Origin of the sequence: Afipia carboxidovorans OM5 (assembly GCF_000218565.1) — a bacterium.
Lineage (GTDB): Bacteria > Pseudomonadota > Alphaproteobacteria > Rhizobiales > Xanthobacteraceae > Afipia > Afipia carboxidovorans.
Genome location: NC_015684.1, coordinates 1199132 through 1215469 on the forward strand (window position 1 = coordinate 1199132; position 16338 = coordinate 1215469).

A 16338-nucleotide genomic window follows, 5' to 3' on the forward strand; every position below is an offset into this window, starting at 1 on the left:
GCGTTTTCAAGCAGCGGCTGACGGCCTGCTGCTTCTCCAGCATTCTCTTTTTATGAAGACCGCGCCCGACGCTTCATCAGGCGTGCGACGCCGAGGCAGATCAGCGCGACCGCGACCGGCGGAAACACCACGGCGTTGACGATGGTCCAGCCGAAATCAGCGAGCAGTTGGCCGGAGGCGAACGAGCCGATCGCCATCATGCCGAACACCAGGAAGTCGTTGAAGGCCTGCACCTTGTTGCGCTCCTCGGGCCGATGGGCTTCCACTACCAGCGCGGAGGCGCCGATAAAGCCGAAATTCCAACCGAACCCGAGCACGATCAGCATCACCCAGAAGTGCATCGGCGTGATGCCGGACATGCCGATCGCTGCGGCGGTCGCCTCGAGCGCGAGGCCAATCGCAACGATCACCGGTGCGCCGAAGCGCGCAATCAGCGAGCCCGTGAAGAAGCTCGGGCCATACATCGCCACGATGTGCCACTGAATGCCGAAGTTGGAATCGCTGATCGGCAGCCCGCAGATTTGCATCGCGAGCGGTGCCGAGGTCATCACCAGATTCATCATGGCGTAGGCGACGGTGCCGCACAGCGCCGCCGCGATGAAGCTGCTCTGACCGATGATCTGATAAAGCGGCCGCCCGCGATACAAGTCGGTTGCGGCGGGTTTCGGCGCATCCACCGTGGAGAGCACTGCCATCGCCACCAGCGCGACGATCGCCTGCACGACGAAGCTTGCCGCGAACAGATGTGGTGGCCAGTAATCCATCGTCCACTGCACGAGTTGCGGACCAAGCACGCCTGCAAAGATGCCGCCCGCCAGCACCCACGAGATCGCCTTGGGCCGGAATCCCTCGCTTGCGCGATCGGCTGCGGCAAAGCGATAGGTTTGCGAAACCGCGCCGTAGAGGCCGCCGCAGAAGGTTGCGAGGCAGAACAGCGGGAACGAGCTCCAGATGATGGCGATCGCGGCGAGAAGGCCGCACAGTGCGCCACAGCCGGAGCCGATCAGGAATGCGGTGCGGCGACCGTAGGTCCGCGAAATCCACCCGGTGGGCAGCGTGCCGGCGGCGATCCCGACGACGTAGACCGATAGCGGCAGCGTTGCGAGCGACAGGCTTGGCGCGATTGCGGCGCCGACGATCGAGCCGGTCGCGAAAATCACCGCGGTGTTGGCGCCGGTCAGCGCCTGGGCGACGGCAAGTCGCCCCGCCATATCGCGGGCTTTCCGGTCGTCACTGGTATCGAGAGCGAAGGCGGTCATGATGGTCCCGGCGCGCAAGAGAAAATCTCTCTCGCATGCCGGGGTGAAATGGAAAAGCCTTCTCCCGGTTGCGAAGACCCCCTATGCATTTTCGCACGTGAGTCGCATGGCGCGAGGGAAATGGCTCAGACGAAGATCCCGCCGGAAACTTCGATGCGCTGGCCGTTGATCCAGCGGTTGTCCTCCGACAGCAGCGACGCGATCATCGGCCCGATATCGTCCGGCAACCCGGCGCGGCCGAGCGGGGTGGCGCTCGCGACCTGCTGGTTCGCTTCGGCATCGTCGCGGACGCGGCCGCCGCCGAAATCGGTCTCGATGGCGCCGGGCGCCACCGTATTGACGGCGATGCGGCGTGGCCCCAGTTCCCGCGCGAGATAATGCGTCAGCACTTCGATGGCGCCCTTCGCTGCGGCATAGGCGGAAAAGCCCGGCAGGCTGAAACGGGTGAGGCCGCTCGAGAGGTTCACGATGCGTCCGCCGTCCGCGATCAGCGGCAGCAGCGTCTGGGTCAGGAAGTACACGCCCTTGACGTGGATATTCATCAGGCGGTCGAAATCGGCCTCGGTGGTTTCCGCAAACGGCTTGTAGATACCGATGCCGGCATTGTTGACGAGGTAATCGAACTGCGCCGCACTCCATGTGTTGTGAAGCGTTGTCTTCAGGCGCGTGGCGAAATCGGCGAAGCTGCCGGTTGCGCCGGTGTCGAGTTGCAGCGCCGCCGCCTTGCGTCCGAGCGCCTTGATGTCGGCGACGGTGGCGTCGGCTTCCGCGTGATTGGAATGATAGGTGATGATGACGTCGATGCCCTTGCGGGCAAGGCTGAGCGCGGTGTTGCGGCCGAGGCCGCGGCTGCCGCCCGTCACAAGAGCGATCTTCGCTTTTGAATTTCCGTTGTTCTCTGCGGCCATGGGAGTCTCCTGAGGCGAAACGGATGTGCTGCCCCCGGCGTGATGTCGAGGGGTTGCGTGCGAGCGCGTGTGTGCGTGCGTCACGCGCTCTCACGCGGCGGCAACGCTGCAAGCGCGCGGCGGATCATGCGCAAATCTTTCCATGTCATGCGCTTGTAGATCGGTTGGCGCAGCAGGTAGGCGGGGTGGAAAGTCGCCATCGCGCGGATCATGCGCGTGCCGGTGTTGTAGTCGAACCAGCGCCCGCGGCTTTTCACGATGCCGTCCTTGAGTTCGAGCACGGCCTGTGAGGATGGCTTGCCGAGACAGACAAGAACATCCGGGTCGACGAGTTCGATCTGCCGTCTGATGAACGGCAGGCACATCTGCGTCTCATGCGGCGACGGCTCGCGGTTGCCGGGCGGGCGCCAGGGGATGACGTTCGCGATATAGGCGCTGGTGCGGTCGAGCCCGATCGAGGCGAGCATCAGATCGAGAAGCTTGCCCGAGCGGCCGATGAAAGGAATGCCCTGCAGGTCTTCGTCGCGGCCCGGCGCTTCGCCGACGAACATGACGCGCGCCTGCGGATTGCCATCACCGAAAACCAATCTGGTCGCTGTCATCTTCAATGCACAGCCGTCGAAGACTTCGAGCAGGCCGCGCAACTCATCCAGGGTCTTCGCTTGCGGGGCGAGTTCGCGCGCGGATTCGATGGCGACGTCTGGCGCGGGCGCGACGTCGGTGCGCGGTACGGGAAGAGGGGCCGGCCGTTCCCTGACGGGCGTCGCGCGCATCGGTGCGGGCTCCGCTTCTGTCTCCGACAGGCGATTGACGGGCTCTTCTGCGAGCGCGCAATCGACGCCGGCTTCCAGATAGAAAGCCAGCAGTTCGTGCTGTGTAGGCGGGCGCTCGGACATCATGGTGGTCATTCTAAAGCGTCCCGGCCGGGAATGAGAGTCCCGATTTGCATCCTATCGCATTCGCATTGAGCCCTGCCATCCCGCACGGCTGCAATGAATTTCGGATGGCTTGCCGCCTCAGGAAAAATCGTCAACAACGTGTGATCTTTTAATCCCGCCTGCCATCCGCCGAGTCCCGACATGAACGACGAGTTGCAGTCCCACGAAGCCGAGCCCCGTGAGTCCATGGAGTTCGATGTCGTCATTGTGGGAGCAGGCCCCGCGGGGCTCTCTGCCGCGATTCGCCTGAAGCAGATCGAGCCCGAGCTCAGCGTGGTGGTGATCGAGAAGGGCTCCGAGGTCGGCGCGCATATTCTGTCGGGTGCGGTAATCGATCCGGCCTCGCTCGACGATCTCCTTCCCGAATGGCGCGAGGAGGATAACTGCCCGCTCAAGACCCGCGTCACCGAGGATCAGTTTTACTGGATGACCGGCGGCGGGGCGGTGAAGCTACCGAATGTCTTTATGCCGCCGCTGATGAACAACCATCATTGCTACATCGGCTCGCTTGGCGATCTATGCCGCTGGCTCGGTGCGCGTGCCGAGGCGCTCGGCGTCGAGATCTATCCGGGCTTCGCCGGGGCGGAGATCGTGTATGGCGAGGCGGGTGAGGTGCGCGGCGTTGCGACAGGCGATATGGGCGTTGCGCGCGACGGCTCGCACAAGGCGTCTTTCACGCGCGGCATGGAATTGCTCGGCAAGTATACGCTGTTCGCCGAGGGTGCGCGCGGCAGCCTGACGAAGCAGTTGATCGCGCATTACAGCCTTGCGCAGGATCGTGAGCCGCCGAAATTCGGAATCGGGCTCAAGGAAGTCTGGCAGATTGACAAGGCGAAGCATCAAGCGGGCCTTGTCCGCCATTCGTTCGGCTGGCCGCTCGATAGCAAAACCGGTGGCGGCTCGTTCCTCTATCACTACGGCGAGGACCTCGTTTCCATCGGTTTCGTAGTGCATCTCAATTACGATGATCCTTATCTGTCACCGTTCGAGGAATTCCAGCGCTTCAAGACCCACGCTTCGGTTGCACCGATGTTGGAAGGCGGCAAGCGGTTGTCCTACGGCGCGCGCGCGATCACCGAGGGCGGCTATCAGTCGGTGCCGAAGCTGTCGTTTCCGGGCGGCGCGCTGATCGGCTGTGCCGCTGGTTTCGTCAACGTGCCGCGCATCAAAGGTGTTCACAACGCGATGCGCAGCGGCATGATCGCCGCGCGTCATGTCGTGGAGGCGCTCGCCGACGGGCGCGCCAACGATGAGCTTGCGGCTTATGAAGAGGGCTGGCGGTTATCCTCGGTCGGGCGCGACCTCTATCGCGTGCGCAACGTCAAGCCGTTGTGGTCGCGATACGGCACGGTGCTCGGCGTGGCGCTCGGCGGTCTCGACATGTGGATGCAGACGCTGCTCGGCCTGTCTCTGTTCGGCACGCTGGGTCACGGAAAGCCCGACAGTGCCACGTTGCGGCCCGCGAGCGCCTGCAAGCTTCGCCCCGTGCAGAAGCCGGATGGCAAGCTCACCTTCGATCGGCTGTCGTCGGTGTTTCTCTCGAACACCAATCACGAGGAGGATCAGCCGATCCACCTCAAGGTGCGCGACATGGCGCTGCAGAAATCGTCCGAGCACGATGTCTTCGCCGGGCCATCGAACCGCTATTGTCCGGCGGGCGTCTATGAATGGCTCGATGAGCCGGACGGTCCCCGTTTTCAGATCAACGCGCAGAACTGCGTTCACTGCAAAACCTGCGACATCAAGGACCCGAACGAAAATATCGTGTGGGTGCCGCCGGAAGGTGGCGGCGGTCCGAACTATCAGGGCATGTGAGAGGCGCGCGGTGAGAGCCTTGATAAGGACAGCCTCGATCAGGAAAGCCTCCGTGAAAGCTTTGGGGGAGGCCCGATGGATGACGTCGCTTCATTTGGTCTGACGGCATTCATCCTGTTCGGCGCTTATACGCTGTTCGGCATTACCGGTTTCGGCCAGAGTCTTGTTGCGATGCCGCTCCTTGCGATGATCGGATCGCTCAAGTTTTTCGTGCCGCTGATGACGCTGCTCGATACCGTGTTCGTGCTGTGGAACATGGCGAAGTTCCGCAAGCAGGCGAACTACGGCGAGCTTCGCGTGCTGTTGCCGCCGACCATTATCGGCATGCTCGGCGGCGCGACGATCCTGCTGACAGCTCCGGAACGGTTGCTGCTCCTCGCGCTCGGCGTCCTCATCTGCGGGTATGGCCTCTATCGTCTGCTCGGGCCCAAGGGCAGGGCGCAGATCAATCGATGGCTTGCGATTCCGCTCGGCCTCGTCGCAGGCGCGATCTCGATGACGTTCGGAACCGGCGGCCCGATTTTCGTGGCTTATCTTTCCAGCCGGATCTGGGACAAGGGCGAACTGCGCGCCACCATCCTGAATGTGATCGTGGTGACGACGACGCTGCGGATCATCATTTTCGGTGCGAGCGGCCTCTATGCGAATGCGCACATCTGGTGGTGGTGGCTGTTCGCGCTGCCAGCCTGCTTCGCCGGCGTGAAGCTTGGCCATCACCTTCACGACAGGTTGAAGAGCGAGAGCCTGCTCTTCATGATCTACATCATCCTGATCGTGTCGGGTGCCGCGCTGATCGTTAAAAACATTTGACGCGCACCAAAGCAGCTTTCGATGACGCTGAAACGGTGTGTTCCGCACCCCTATGCCTCAGGCGGGCTTTTGCGTTCCCGCAGGCAACGGCCACGATACGGCCATACTTTCTGAGCCGTTCTGACGGCGGTGCGAATCCTTGCGAATGGCCTGCAAACGGGCCATTGTGCAGGTCGGTCGGGCGGCCCTCGCGCCTTGCCCTTTCAACCCCTTCTCACGGAGACGGTGCGCGTGAATTTCCAAACTCGTTCTTCTCGCGCGGTGCGGATTGCCGCGGTTGCGGCGCTCGTCGGCCTCGCGCCGGTTGCAGGCTTCGCCGAGCCGACGCCCACGATCGACAACGGCCTGTCGAGCTATCCGACGGCGCGGGACCTGCAGGGATTGAGCCCGGCGGGCAGCTATCTCGCCGCACGTCATGCGAGCGCGGATCGCGACGCCGGGGTGGCCGCCTCGTTCTATCGCGCGGCACTGCGCCTCAATCCGAAGAACAACGATCTTCTCGATCGCGCCTTCATCTCCTCGGTCGCCGATGGCGAGATGGAAGAGGCGGTCAAGCTCGCCGGCAAAATTCTCGCGATCGACAAGACGAACCGCGTTGCGCGCCTTGTCGAAGGCGTTCACGCGCTGAAGCAGAAGAAATACACGGCGGCGCAGCAGCACATCAACCAGTCGGTGCGGGGGCCGATCACCGATCTCGTGGCGACGCTTTTGTCGAGCTATGCGATGCAGGGGGCGGGCAACACGTCTACCGCGCTTGCCAACATCGACAAGCTCACCGGCCCCGAATGGTACCCGATCTTCAAGAACCTGCATGCCGGCCTGATCGACGAGCTTGCCAACCGGCAGAAGGATGCGGGCGTCCGCTTTGAGGCGGCCTACAAGCTCGATGACACCGCGCTGCGGATTGTCGATGCCTATGGCCGCTGGTTGTCGCGCAACAAGGGCCCGACGGAAGCAACTGCATTGTTCGAGACCTTCAGCACCAAGGTGCCGCGCCATCCGATGGTGCTCGATGCGTTGAAGGATTTGAAGGCGGGCAAGAAGCTGCCGGCGCAGATCGATACGCCGCAGGCCGGTGCTGCCGAGGCGCTCTATGGCATCGGCTCGTCGCTGACGCGGCGCGGCGGCGAAGACCTCGCGCTCATCTACTTGCAGCTTGCGCTCTATCTGCAGCCCACGCACCCGCTGGCGCTGCTGTCGCTTGCCGATCTCTATGAGTCAGTGAAGAAGCCGCAATTCGCGATCAAGGTGTACGAGCGTATGCCGGCAAACTCGCCGCTGAAGCGCAATGCGCAGATTCAGCTTGCGACCGATCTCGATAGCGTCGAGCGCACCGACGAAGCGGTGAAGATTCTCGAGGATGTCGTGGCGAGCGATGCCAAGGACACCGAGGCGCTGACGGCGCTCGGCAACATCCAGCGCGCGCGCAAGAAGTTCGACGATTGCAGCGAGACCTATACCAAGGCGATCGATTCATCCGATGCGTCAAAGCCGAGCTGGGTGCTGTTCTATTTCCGCGGCATCTGCGAGGAGCGCTCCAAGCGCTGGCCGAAAGCTGAGGCCGACCTGAAGAAGGCATTGGAGCTGCAACCCGAGCAGGCGCACGTTCTGAACTATCTCGGCTATTCGTGGGTCGATAAGGGCATGAATCTGCCCGAGGGCATGGCGATGATCCGCCGCGCGGTCGAGCAGCGCCCTGACGATGGCTACATCGTCGATTCGCTCGGCTGGGCTTATTATCGCATCGGCGACTACGACAACGCGGTGAAGACGCTCGAGCGCGCCATCGATCTCAAACCGGAAGACCCGACCATCAACGACCATCTCGGCGATGCTTATTGGCGTGTCGGCCGGACGCTCGAGGCGAAGTATCAGTGGACGCATGCGCGCGATCTGAAGCCCGAGGCGGAGGAATTGCCGAAGATCGAGGAGAAGATCGCGAACGGCCTGCCGGACCTGCCGCCCGGCGAGGCTGCGGCATCCGTGGACAAGAAGAAGGACGACAAGGGCGGCTAGCCCCTTGGGTACGAGTCCTGGAGTCCGCCGTCCTTCGGCGCGCAGTTCTCAGATGCAATGGCCGGGCTTGTCCCGGCCATTGCCGTCTTGGTATGGCTGAAGCTGCCGCCGACAGGCGCGGGCACGATGAAAAGGGATGTCGATGGGTGAGCTGACCGATATCGCGCGGGCCAAGGTCAATTTGACGCTGCGTGTGTTGGGCCGCCGCCCGGACGGCTATCACGATCTCTACAGCATCGTTGCGTTCGCCGATTGCGCAGATCGCCTGACGCTCGATCCGCATCGCGATCTCGGCCTCACTGTCACCGGCCCCGGCGCCGCTGTCTGTGGCGAGGGCGACGATAACCTCGTCATCCGTGCTGCGCGTCATCTCGCCGAACGCGTGCCGGGCTTGCGGCTCGGCCACTTCACGCTCGACAAGCATCTGCCGGTGGCGGCGGGCATCGGTGGCGGCTCGGCCGACGCCGCGGCGGCGCTGCGGCTGCTGGCAAAGATCAACGGCCTCGCAACCGATGATCCGCGGCTGGTCGAGACGGCACGTGCGACCGGTGCCGACGTGCCGGTGTGCGTGCCCTCGCATGCCTGCGTGATGAGCGGGGTCGGCGAAAATCTGACGATACTCGATCTGCCGCCGCTCGCGTGCGTTCTGGTCAATCCGCGGGTTGCGGTGGCGACCAAGGACGTCTTCGCGGGGCTTGGGCTTCGTGCCGGCGAGTTGCGGGTCGGCGTCGGCGAGATGATCGAGGCGGTGACGCTGCCCAAGGATGGAGCCTCGGCTAGTGATTGGATCACGCAGCTTGCGATGGGCGTCAACCATCTGGAAGCGCCGGCGCTACGCGTCGAGCCGGTGATCGGCGAGGTTCTGGCTGCGCTGCGCGCACACGAGGGTGTGCGGTTTGCGCGGATGTCGGGCTCGGGGGCGACTTGTTTTGCAGTCTATGATGACGTTGCGACCGCGAAAGAGATCGCAGGTCATGTCGCGCAGGCCCATCCGCAATGGTGGGTCCACGCCGGGGTGTTGAGCTAGTTTAGTTCGAGCGGGCGAGGCAGAACGCCACGACCTGTTCGAGCGCGCTCTTCATCGGCGAGGATGGAAACAGCGCCAGCGCGTCGACGGCCTTCGCGCCGTAATGCTCCGCGCGCTGCATGGTATCTTCAAGTGCACGATGCTTGGCCATCAAGCCGATAGCATGGTCGAGATCGGCGTCCGCAACCTCGCCGCGCTCAAGCGTCCTGATCCAGAAGTCGCGCTCGACATCGTTGCCGCGGCGGAAGGCGAGAACGACCGGCAGCGTGATCTTGCCTTCGCGGAAATCGTCGCCGACGTTCTTGCCGAGCTTTGCGGCGGTGCCGCCATAGTCGAGCACGTCATCGACAAGCTGGAAGGCGATGCCGAGATTCATGCCGACCGCGCGGCAGGCGGTCTGCTCAGCCTTCGGCCGCTCAGCAATCACCGGGCCCACCTCGCAGGCGGCGGCAAACAGTTCTGCTGTCTTGCCGCGGATCACCGCAAGATATTCGTCCTCGGTGGTTGCGGTGTTCTTCGCGGCGGCAAGCTGCATTACCTCGCCTTCGGCAATAGTAGCAGCGGCCGACGACAGGATATCGAGCGCGCGCAGCGATCCGACCTCGACCATCATCCGGAAGGCCTGGCCGAGCAGGAAATCACCGACGAGTACGCTCGCCTCGTTGCCCCACAGCATCCGCGCTGACAGCTTGCCGCGGCGCAGTTCGCTCTCGTCGACGACGTCGTCGTGCAGCAGCGTTGCAGTGTGCATGAATTCAACTGCGGCGGCGAGCTTGATGTGGCCGTCGCCGACATAGCCCGCGAGCTGCGCCATCGCGAGCGTCAGCATCGGCCGCAGCCGTTTGCCGCCCGAGGAGATCAGGTGGTTCGCGACCTCCGGGATCATGGTGACTTCAGACCCGGTCCGCGCCAGAATGGTCGTATTGACCCCTGCCATATCGTCCGCCACAAGCGAAACAAGCCGGTCGATCGAGGGGGTGGAATGACTCTCAAAAGGTACGATAACGGCCACGCAGGGTCTCCGGGGTCTGGCTGGGCGGACAATAGAAACTGAGGCGTCTCACGGCAAGGGCTCCTCGGTCATGGGCGACGGGAGGAAGCAGGATTGCGCGAGATTTTGCGGACAAACGATATGGTTCTGGTGTCGGCTGTGGGTGCGCTGCTCGATGGGGCGAACATCAAGCACGTGCTGCTCGACGGCAATATGAGCGTCCTCGAAGGTTCGGCCGGTGCCATTCCCCGCCGGATGCTCGTGAGCGACGACGACGATGCCGCCGCTCGCCAATTGCTGACCGAGGCCGGGCTGGGGCACGAATTGCGCGATGCCCGCTGATCCGGCCGCTGCCGCCGATTTCACCGAGGATGCCTTTCTCGCGGGGCGGCTCTCGCTTCGCCAGCCGAGGCGCGGCCATCGCGCGGGCCATGATGCGATCCTGCTTGCGGCCGCCGTTCGGGCGCAGGCTGGCGCACGTGTTGTCGAATTCGGCGCGGGCGCGGGAGCGGCGGGGCTCGCGTTGGCATGGCGGGTGAATGGCATCGATCTCACCCTGATCGATATCAATCCCGCGCTCGTTGATCTCGCGCAAGCCAATGCGACTGCGAACAACATCGTGGCGCGAGCCGTGGTTCTCGATCTTGGCGCGCCGCCCGCACAATTTGCGGAAGCCGGGCTGCCGCCGGATTGCGCCGACCATGTGCTGATGAATCCACCCTTTCATGCAGCGGAACGGCATCGCGCCTCGCCCGATGCGGCGCGGCGGACGGCGCATCTCGATGAGGGCGAGGTGCTCGATGTCTGGGTTGGAGCCGCGCGCCGCGTTCTGAAATCCGGCGGCACGCTGACGCTGATCTGGCGCGCCGATGAGCTTGACCGGGTGCTCGCGGCGCTTCGCCGCGGTTTCGGCGGGATCGAGATTGTTCCGGTCTATCCAAAGCCCGAAGGCGCGGCGATCCGGATTCTGGTGCGGGCAGTCAAGGGAAGCCGGGCGCCGCTTCACCTGTGCGCCGGCCTTGTGCTGAACGATGTTGCGGGAAATCCATCAGCAGAAGCGAAATCAATTCTCGAAGGTGCGGCGCTCGGTTCCGGGGCGGACCAAACGCCGCGTGACGTGCCCGAAAAATAGGCGGAACGCTTACTGCGGAAGCGAGGTCGGTCGCTTATCTTGGCTGGACGTGAATCGGATCGCCGTAAAAAGAGCCCCCAACATCAACATCATCAGGTAGATTTTCATCGAGGCACCTTTTTCGGCTGGCATTGCCGGGGGCTTGACCGGCAAAGGCGGACATCCGCTCGCTTTGTCGAAGCAAGGGCTGTGCCGCAGGGCGCTCTAAGTGTCAGCTCATGGCTAATAAGCGGTTAATGTGGAAAGCGTTTCATGACCTTTGAGAGAGGCGATCAAAAAGTGCTGATGAGTGACTGGACCCGCTACCTGCCGGAACGCTTTCGCGCACCGGTCGTTCCCGTGGTCCGCCTTAGCGGCACGATCGGGGCGGTGACGCCGCTGCGTCCGGGGCTCACGCTCGCAGGCGTCAGCAAGACGCTCGACAAGGCCTTCGAGACCAAGCGCGCGCAGGCGGTCGCACTCGTCATCAATTCGCCGGGCGGCTCGCCGGTGCAGTCGCGCCAGATCTACACGCGTATCCGCCAGCTTGCCGCGGCGAAGGGAATTCCGGTGCTGGCTTTCGTCGAGGATGTCGCAGCCTCCGGCGGTTACATGATCGCGTGCGCGGCCGATGAGATTTTCTGCGATCCATCCTCGATCCTGGGATCGGTCGGCGTGATCGGCGGCACCTTCGGCTTTCAGGATTTCATCAAGCGGTTCGGCATCGAGCGCAGGATCTACACCTCGGGCGAGCATAAAAGCAGCCTCGATCCGTTCCTGCCGGAAAACCCGGACGACGTGGCGCGGCTGAAAGCAATCCAGCGCGATATTCACGACGACTTCATCGCCCTTGTGAAACGGAGTCGCGGCGCGCGATTGAAAGGCGAGGAGGCCTATCTGTTCTCCGGCGAATACTGGGCCGGGAACCGTTCGATCGAACTCGGACTTGCCGATGCGATTGGTGATCTGCGCGGCGTGTTGCGTGCGCGGTTTGGCGAGACTGTCCGCATGCCGGTGATCGCACCGAAGAGCGGGCTGCTCGCCAATCTTTCAGGCCGGAAGCCGGGCGCCGGCGCGATGATCGCGGCGGGTCTTGGTGCGGGCCTCGGTGATGATCTGATTTCCGCAATCGAGGCGCGCGCCTTGTGGGCGCGCTACGGACTTTGAGGTGAGGAACGCATGCCGCCGCTGGTTCTGATTGCACTGGGTGTGATGGGCGGAGCCGCACTGGTTCGGTTCGCCATGAAGGAAAGCCGCCGCATCAATCGCGAGCTCGATGAGGCGCGTGAGCAGGCGGTTTCCGAGCAGACCGACGCGGTGCGGCTGCGCCGCGACCCGCAGACCGGCACTTACCGTCCGCATTAGGCGAGCCGCATCGGTCCGTCCGGATTAAGCATGGCTCTGGAAGGACTTGCCGGATTCCGCGAAGAACGCCGTTTTCCGCGGCCTCTCCTTGATTCCTGACCCCCGCGCCGATACGGTCCGCCGCGCCAGCCCGGCTTTGCCGCCTTTGACCTGATTGCAGACATCTCCATGGATACGCTTCCGCCGCATATGCGCCCCGAAAAGTCGTTTCAGGGCCTGATCCTGACATTGCAGCGCTATTGGGCCGATTACGGCTGCATCATCCTGCAGCCCTACGACATGGAGGTCGGTGCAGGCACCTTCCATCCGGCGACGACGTTGCGCGCGCTCGGTCCGAAGCGCTGGAACGCGGCCTATGTGCAGCCTTCGCGCCGCCCCAAGGACGGCCGCTATGGCGAGAATCCGAACCGCCTGCAGCACTACTATCAGTTTCAGGTGATCCTGAAGCCATCGCCTGAAGACATTCAGGACCTCTATCTGAAATCGCTCGCGGCGATCGGCGTCGATGCCGCGCTCCACGACATCCGCTTTGTCGAGGACGATTGGGAGAGCCCGACGCTCGGTGCGTGGGGGCTCGGCTGGGAATGCTGGTGCGACGGCATGGAAGTGTCGCAGTTCACTTACTTCCAGCAGGTCGCGGGCGTCGAATGCGCGCCGGTCGCGGGCGAACTCACTTACGGTCTCGAGCGCTTGGCGATGTATGTGCAGGGCGTCGACAATGTCTACGACCTCAATTTCAACGGCCGCGATGGCGCCGAGAAGGTGACCTATGGCGATGTGTTCCTGCAGGCCGAGCAGGAATATTCGCGGCACAACTTCGAGCACGCCGACACCGCGATGCTGTTCGAGCAATTCAAAATGGCCGAAGGCGCGTGCAAAAAATATCTCGATGCCGGTTGGGCGAGCGACAAGAAGGACAAGCACCTGATGGCGCTGCCGGCCTATGATCAGTGCATCAAGGCAAGCCATGTGTTCAATTTGTTGGACGCGCGCGGCGTGATCTCTGTCACCGAGCGCCAGAGCTACATTCTGCGCGTGCGCGAACTGGCTAAAGCCTGCGGTGAGGCATGGATTCATACCGAAGCGGGTGGGGTGAGGGGATAGTTTTGTACGTGATGGTTTGAGTTTACCCTCCCCTTGAGGGGGAGGGTCGGCGAGCGTAGCGAGCCGGGGTGGGGTGGCGAATGGTCAGGAAGACTGTCAGCGACTTCAAGCGGCGGACTGCGAAGCGATTACGAGCGAATGTAACGGGTGCAGAGGCGCTCCTTTGGCATCATCTCCGACATCTTGATGTACAGGGGAGTCATTTCAGGCGGCAGGTTGCGATCGGGCCTTACATCGCGGATTTTGCCAGCCTGTCTGTGAAACTGGTTATTGAGGTTGATGGATCGCAGCACGGAACGGACGAAGGTCTACGAAGAGATGGTGAGCGAACGCGCTGGTTGAACGATGAAGGTTACCGCGTGCTTCGATTTTGGAACAATGACGTGATGAACAAGACGACGGCTGTGCTGGAGATGATACGTCAGGCGATCGACGCCACCCCACCCCGCCTGCTTTTGGCAGGCGACCCTCCCCCTCAAGGGGAGGGTGAGTAGAAATCATGCCCGATCTTCTGTTTGAACTGTTCTCCGAAGAAATTCCCGCCCGCATGCAGGCGAAGGCGGCGGATGATCTGCGCAAGATGGTGACCGACAAGCTTGTCGCCGAGGGGCTTGTCTATGATGGCGCCAAGGCATTTGCGACGCCGCGCCGTCTCGCGCTCACCGTGCATGGCTTGCCCGGCCGTCAGCCCGATCTGAAGGAAGAGCGCAAGGGTCCCAAGGTCGGCGCGCCGGACGCGGCGATCCAGGGCTTTCTGAAAGCAACCGGTCTTGCCTCGCTCGATGAAGCAAAGATTCAGAAAGACCCGAAGAAGGGCGATTTCTATATCGCGCTGATCGAGAAGACGGGCCGTCCCGCGATCGATGTGATCGCGGAGATCTTGCCGGTTGTCGTGCGCACCTTCCCGTGGCCGAAGCAGATGCGCTGGGGCGAGCGTTCGGCAAAATCCGGCGCGCTCACATGGGTGCGGCCGCTGCATTCCATCGTCGCGACCTTCGGCCTCGAGACCGAAGACCCCGACGTTGTGACGTTCGATGTCGGTGGCATCAAAGCGGGGCAGGTGACACGCGGTCATCGCTTCATGGCGCCGGCCGAATTTTCCGTGCGCCGCTTCGAGGATTATGTCGCGAAGCTCGATGCCGCCAAGGTGATGCTCGATCCGCAGCGCCGGCGCGATACGATCCTTGCGGATGCGAAGCAGCTTGCATTCGCGCAAGGCTATGAGCTTGTCGAAGACGACGCGTTGCTTGAAGAAGCGGCGGGTCTTGTCGAATGGCCGGTCGCGCTGATGGGCTCGTTCGATCCGGCGTTTCTCGCGATCCCCGATGAGGTGATCCGCGCCACCATCCGCAACAATCAGAAGTGCTTTGTGGTGCGCGATCCCAAGTCTGGCGCAGCGTCGCGGACTGCGCTCGGCGACGCGGCGCCGACCGGAAAGCTCGCGCCGAAGTTCATTCTCATCGCCAACATCGAGGCGAGTGACGGCGGCAGTGCGATCATCGCCGGCAATGAGCGCGTGATCCGCGCACGGCTGTCGGACGCCAAATTCTTCTATGAGACCGACCTCAAAACCCGGCTTGAGGAGCGGCTCAACAAATTTGACAATATTGTGTTCCACGAAAAACTCGGCTCGCAGGCCGAGCGTATCGCGCGCATCGAGCGGCTGGCGGCTGAGCTCGCGCCGCTGGTCGGCGCCGACGTGGAAAAGGCGAAGCGCGCCGCGCGTCTTGCCAAGGCGGACCTGCTCACCGAAGTCGTCGGCGAATTTCCCGAGGTGCAAGGCCTGATGGGCAAGTACTACGCGCTGGCCCAGGGCGAGGACGCGAGCGTCGCGCAGGCGATTGAGGATCACTACAAGCCGCAGGGCCCGAGCGACCGCGTGCCGAGCGATCCCGTTGCGATTGCTGTTGCGCTCGCGGACAAGATCGACATTCTCACCGGGTTCTGGGCGATCGATGAAAAGCCGACCGGATCGAAGGACCCATTCGCGTTGCGCCGCGCTGCGCTGGGTGTGATCCGGTTAATAAGCGATAATTCTTTACGCTTAAAAATTATTGAGCGACTTCGTTCTGCTCATGAACTGTTTCTACGAAAAGAAGCAAATGCCTTTCGTTTGTTTACGCGCAATCCAACGTCAGGGTTCTTTGAGAAACTTTCATTTTGGCAAGACGAATCGGAATGGTGTCATACCGAAGAAGACGGGTCAGTCTCGTTCTATGAAGAAAAATGGCCTTTGCCTTCAGATCAAGAAATCTGGTGTTATCGTGGGGAAAGGGACCTTTCCGATGAGTCTGTAGCGAATTACTTTCTTCTGCAGAAAATGACGCCCTCGGTTTTTCGGAAGGAAGTCTTGGATTACTCTGTGTGTTTAGGAGTGCTCGATAAACTGCCTTCCGACGTTCTCTCCTTCTTCGCCGATCGCCTGAAAGTCCAGCTCCGCGAGCAGGGTGCGCGGCATGACCTCGTTGATGCGGTGTTCGCTCTTGAAGGGCAGGACGATCTCTTGATGGTCGTGCGCCGGGTCGAGGCGCTCGGAAAATTCCTCGATACCGACGACGGCAAGAATTTGCTCGCGGGCACCAAGCGCGCGGCGAACATCCTCGCCATCGAGGAGAAGAAGGACAAGCGCAGCTTCACCGGTGCGCCGGATGCCGCGCTCTACAAGCTCGATGAAGAGAAGGCTCTCGCGCGCGCCATCGATGAGGTGAAGGCTGAGGCAGCCGCGGCGGTTGCTAGGGAAGATTTTGCAGGCGCGATGAGCGTGCTGGCGAAGCTGCGGCCCGCGGTCGATGCGTTCTTCGACAAGGTCAAGGTCAACGACGACGACAAGGCGGTGCGCGAAAACCGCCTCAAGCTCCTGAACGAAATCCGCGAGGCGACGCGCGCGGTCGCGGATTTCTCCAGGATTCAGGACTGAAGCCTTAGTTCAAATTTCGTCATTGCGAGCGAAGCAATCCCTCACCTCTCCCCACGGGAGAGGTGAACCGATCCGTC

Annotated in this window: 15 protein-coding genes; 11 read left to right on the forward strand and 4 right to left on the reverse strand. The window is 62.6% G+C overall.

Annotated elements, in window-relative coordinates:
* Positions 1–50 precede the first annotated feature (50 nt).
* The 3 genes from OCA5_RS05665 to OCA5_RS05675 form a co-directional block, all read right to left on the reverse strand.
* A complete protein-coding gene (locus OCA5_RS05665; RefSeq protein WP_013912933.1) occupies positions 51–1259 on the reverse strand; it encodes an MFS transporter in 1209 nt (402 codons plus the stop codon).
* Positions 1260–1384: 125 nt separating this feature from the next.
* Positions 1385–2167, reverse strand: a complete 783-nt coding sequence (locus OCA5_RS05670) for an SDR family NAD(P)-dependent oxidoreductase (protein WP_012564100.1) — start codon at positions 2165–2167, stop codon at positions 1385–1387.
* Positions 2168–2247: 80 nt separating this feature from the next.
* Positions 2248–3066, reverse strand: a complete 819-nt coding sequence (locus OCA5_RS05675; protein ID WP_041559663.1) for a uracil-DNA glycosylase — start codon at positions 3064–3066, stop codon at positions 2248–2250.
* Positions 3067–3246: 180 nt separating this feature from the next.
* On the opposite strand from OCA5_RS05675, the gene OCA5_RS05680 reads away from it, so the two are divergent.
* The 4 genes from OCA5_RS05680 to OCA5_RS05695 all read left to right on the forward strand — a co-directional run bounded on the left by OCA5_RS05680 (position 3247) and on the right by OCA5_RS05695 (position 8773).
* Positions 3247–4920 carry an electron transfer flavoprotein-ubiquinone oxidoreductase gene (locus OCA5_RS05680; protein WP_012564097.1) on the forward strand — a complete coding sequence of 558 codons (1674 nt, stop codon included), beginning with the start codon at positions 3247–3249 and terminating at the stop codon, positions 4918–4920.
* 75 nt (positions 4921–4995) lie between these two features.
* A complete protein-coding gene (locus OCA5_RS05685; protein ID WP_012564096.1) occupies positions 4996–5730 on the forward strand; it encodes a sulfite exporter TauE/SafE family protein in 735 nt (244 codons plus the stop codon).
* A 231-nt stretch (positions 5731–5961) separates the two neighbouring features.
* A complete protein-coding gene (locus tag OCA5_RS05690; protein ID WP_012564094.1) occupies positions 5962–7746 on the forward strand; it encodes a tetratricopeptide repeat protein in 1785 nt (594 codons plus the stop codon).
* Positions 7747–7888: 142 nt separating this feature from the next.
* Positions 7889–8773, forward strand: coding sequence for a 4-(cytidine 5'-diphospho)-2-C-methyl-D-erythritol kinase (locus OCA5_RS05695; protein ID WP_013912935.1), 885 nt, complete (start codon positions 7889–7891; stop codon positions 8771–8773).
* Position 8774: 1 nt separating this feature from the next.
* Here OCA5_RS05695 and OCA5_RS05700 read toward each other — a convergent pair whose 3' ends face one another.
* Positions 8775–9785, reverse strand: a complete 1011-nt coding sequence (locus OCA5_RS05700; protein ID WP_012564092.1) for a polyprenyl synthetase family protein — start codon at positions 9783–9785, stop codon at positions 8775–8777.
* Between the two features lie 93 nt (positions 9786–9878).
* On the opposite strand from OCA5_RS05700, the gene OCA5_RS05705 reads away from it, so the two are divergent.
* The 7 genes from OCA5_RS05705 (at position 9879) to glyS (ending at position 16261) form a co-directional block, all read left to right on the forward strand.
* On the forward strand, positions 9879–10106 hold the full coding sequence (locus tag OCA5_RS05705) for a putative signal transducing protein (RefSeq protein ID WP_012564091.1): 228 nt from the start codon (positions 9879–9881) through the stop codon (positions 10104–10106).
* Positions 10096–10896, forward strand: coding sequence for a tRNA1(Val) (adenine(37)-N6)-methyltransferase (locus OCA5_RS05710; RefSeq protein ID WP_012564090.1), 801 nt, complete (start codon positions 10096–10098; stop codon positions 10894–10896). Before OCA5_RS05705 ends, OCA5_RS05710 begins: the two co-directional genes overlap by 11 nt.
* 252 nt (positions 10897–11148) lie before the next feature.
* Positions 11149–12042, forward strand: coding sequence for a S49 family peptidase (locus OCA5_RS05715; RefSeq protein ID WP_012564089.1), 894 nt, complete (start codon positions 11149–11151; stop codon positions 12040–12042).
* Positions 12043–12054: 12 nt separating this feature from the next.
* Complete coding sequence (locus tag OCA5_RS05720) at positions 12055–12240, forward strand: hypothetical protein (RefSeq protein WP_012564088.1); 186 nt, start codon at positions 12055–12057, stop codon at positions 12238–12240.
* Between the two features lie 189 nt (positions 12241–12429).
* On the forward strand, positions 12430–13344 hold the full coding sequence (locus tag OCA5_RS05725; RefSeq protein ID WP_012564086.1) for a glycine--tRNA ligase subunit alpha: 915 nt from the start codon (positions 12430–12432) through the stop codon (positions 13342–13344).
* An 80-nt stretch (positions 13345–13424) separates the two neighbouring features.
* On the forward strand, positions 13425–13838 hold the full coding sequence (locus OCA5_RS05730) for an endonuclease domain-containing protein (protein WP_013912936.1): 414 nt from the start codon (positions 13425–13427) through the stop codon (positions 13836–13838).
* A gap of 5 nt (positions 13839–13843) precedes the next feature.
* Positions 13844–16261, forward strand: coding sequence for a glycine--tRNA ligase subunit beta (gene glyS, locus OCA5_RS05735; protein ID WP_012564083.1), 2418 nt, complete (start codon positions 13844–13846; stop codon positions 16259–16261).
* Positions 16262–16338: the final 77 nt, after the last annotated feature.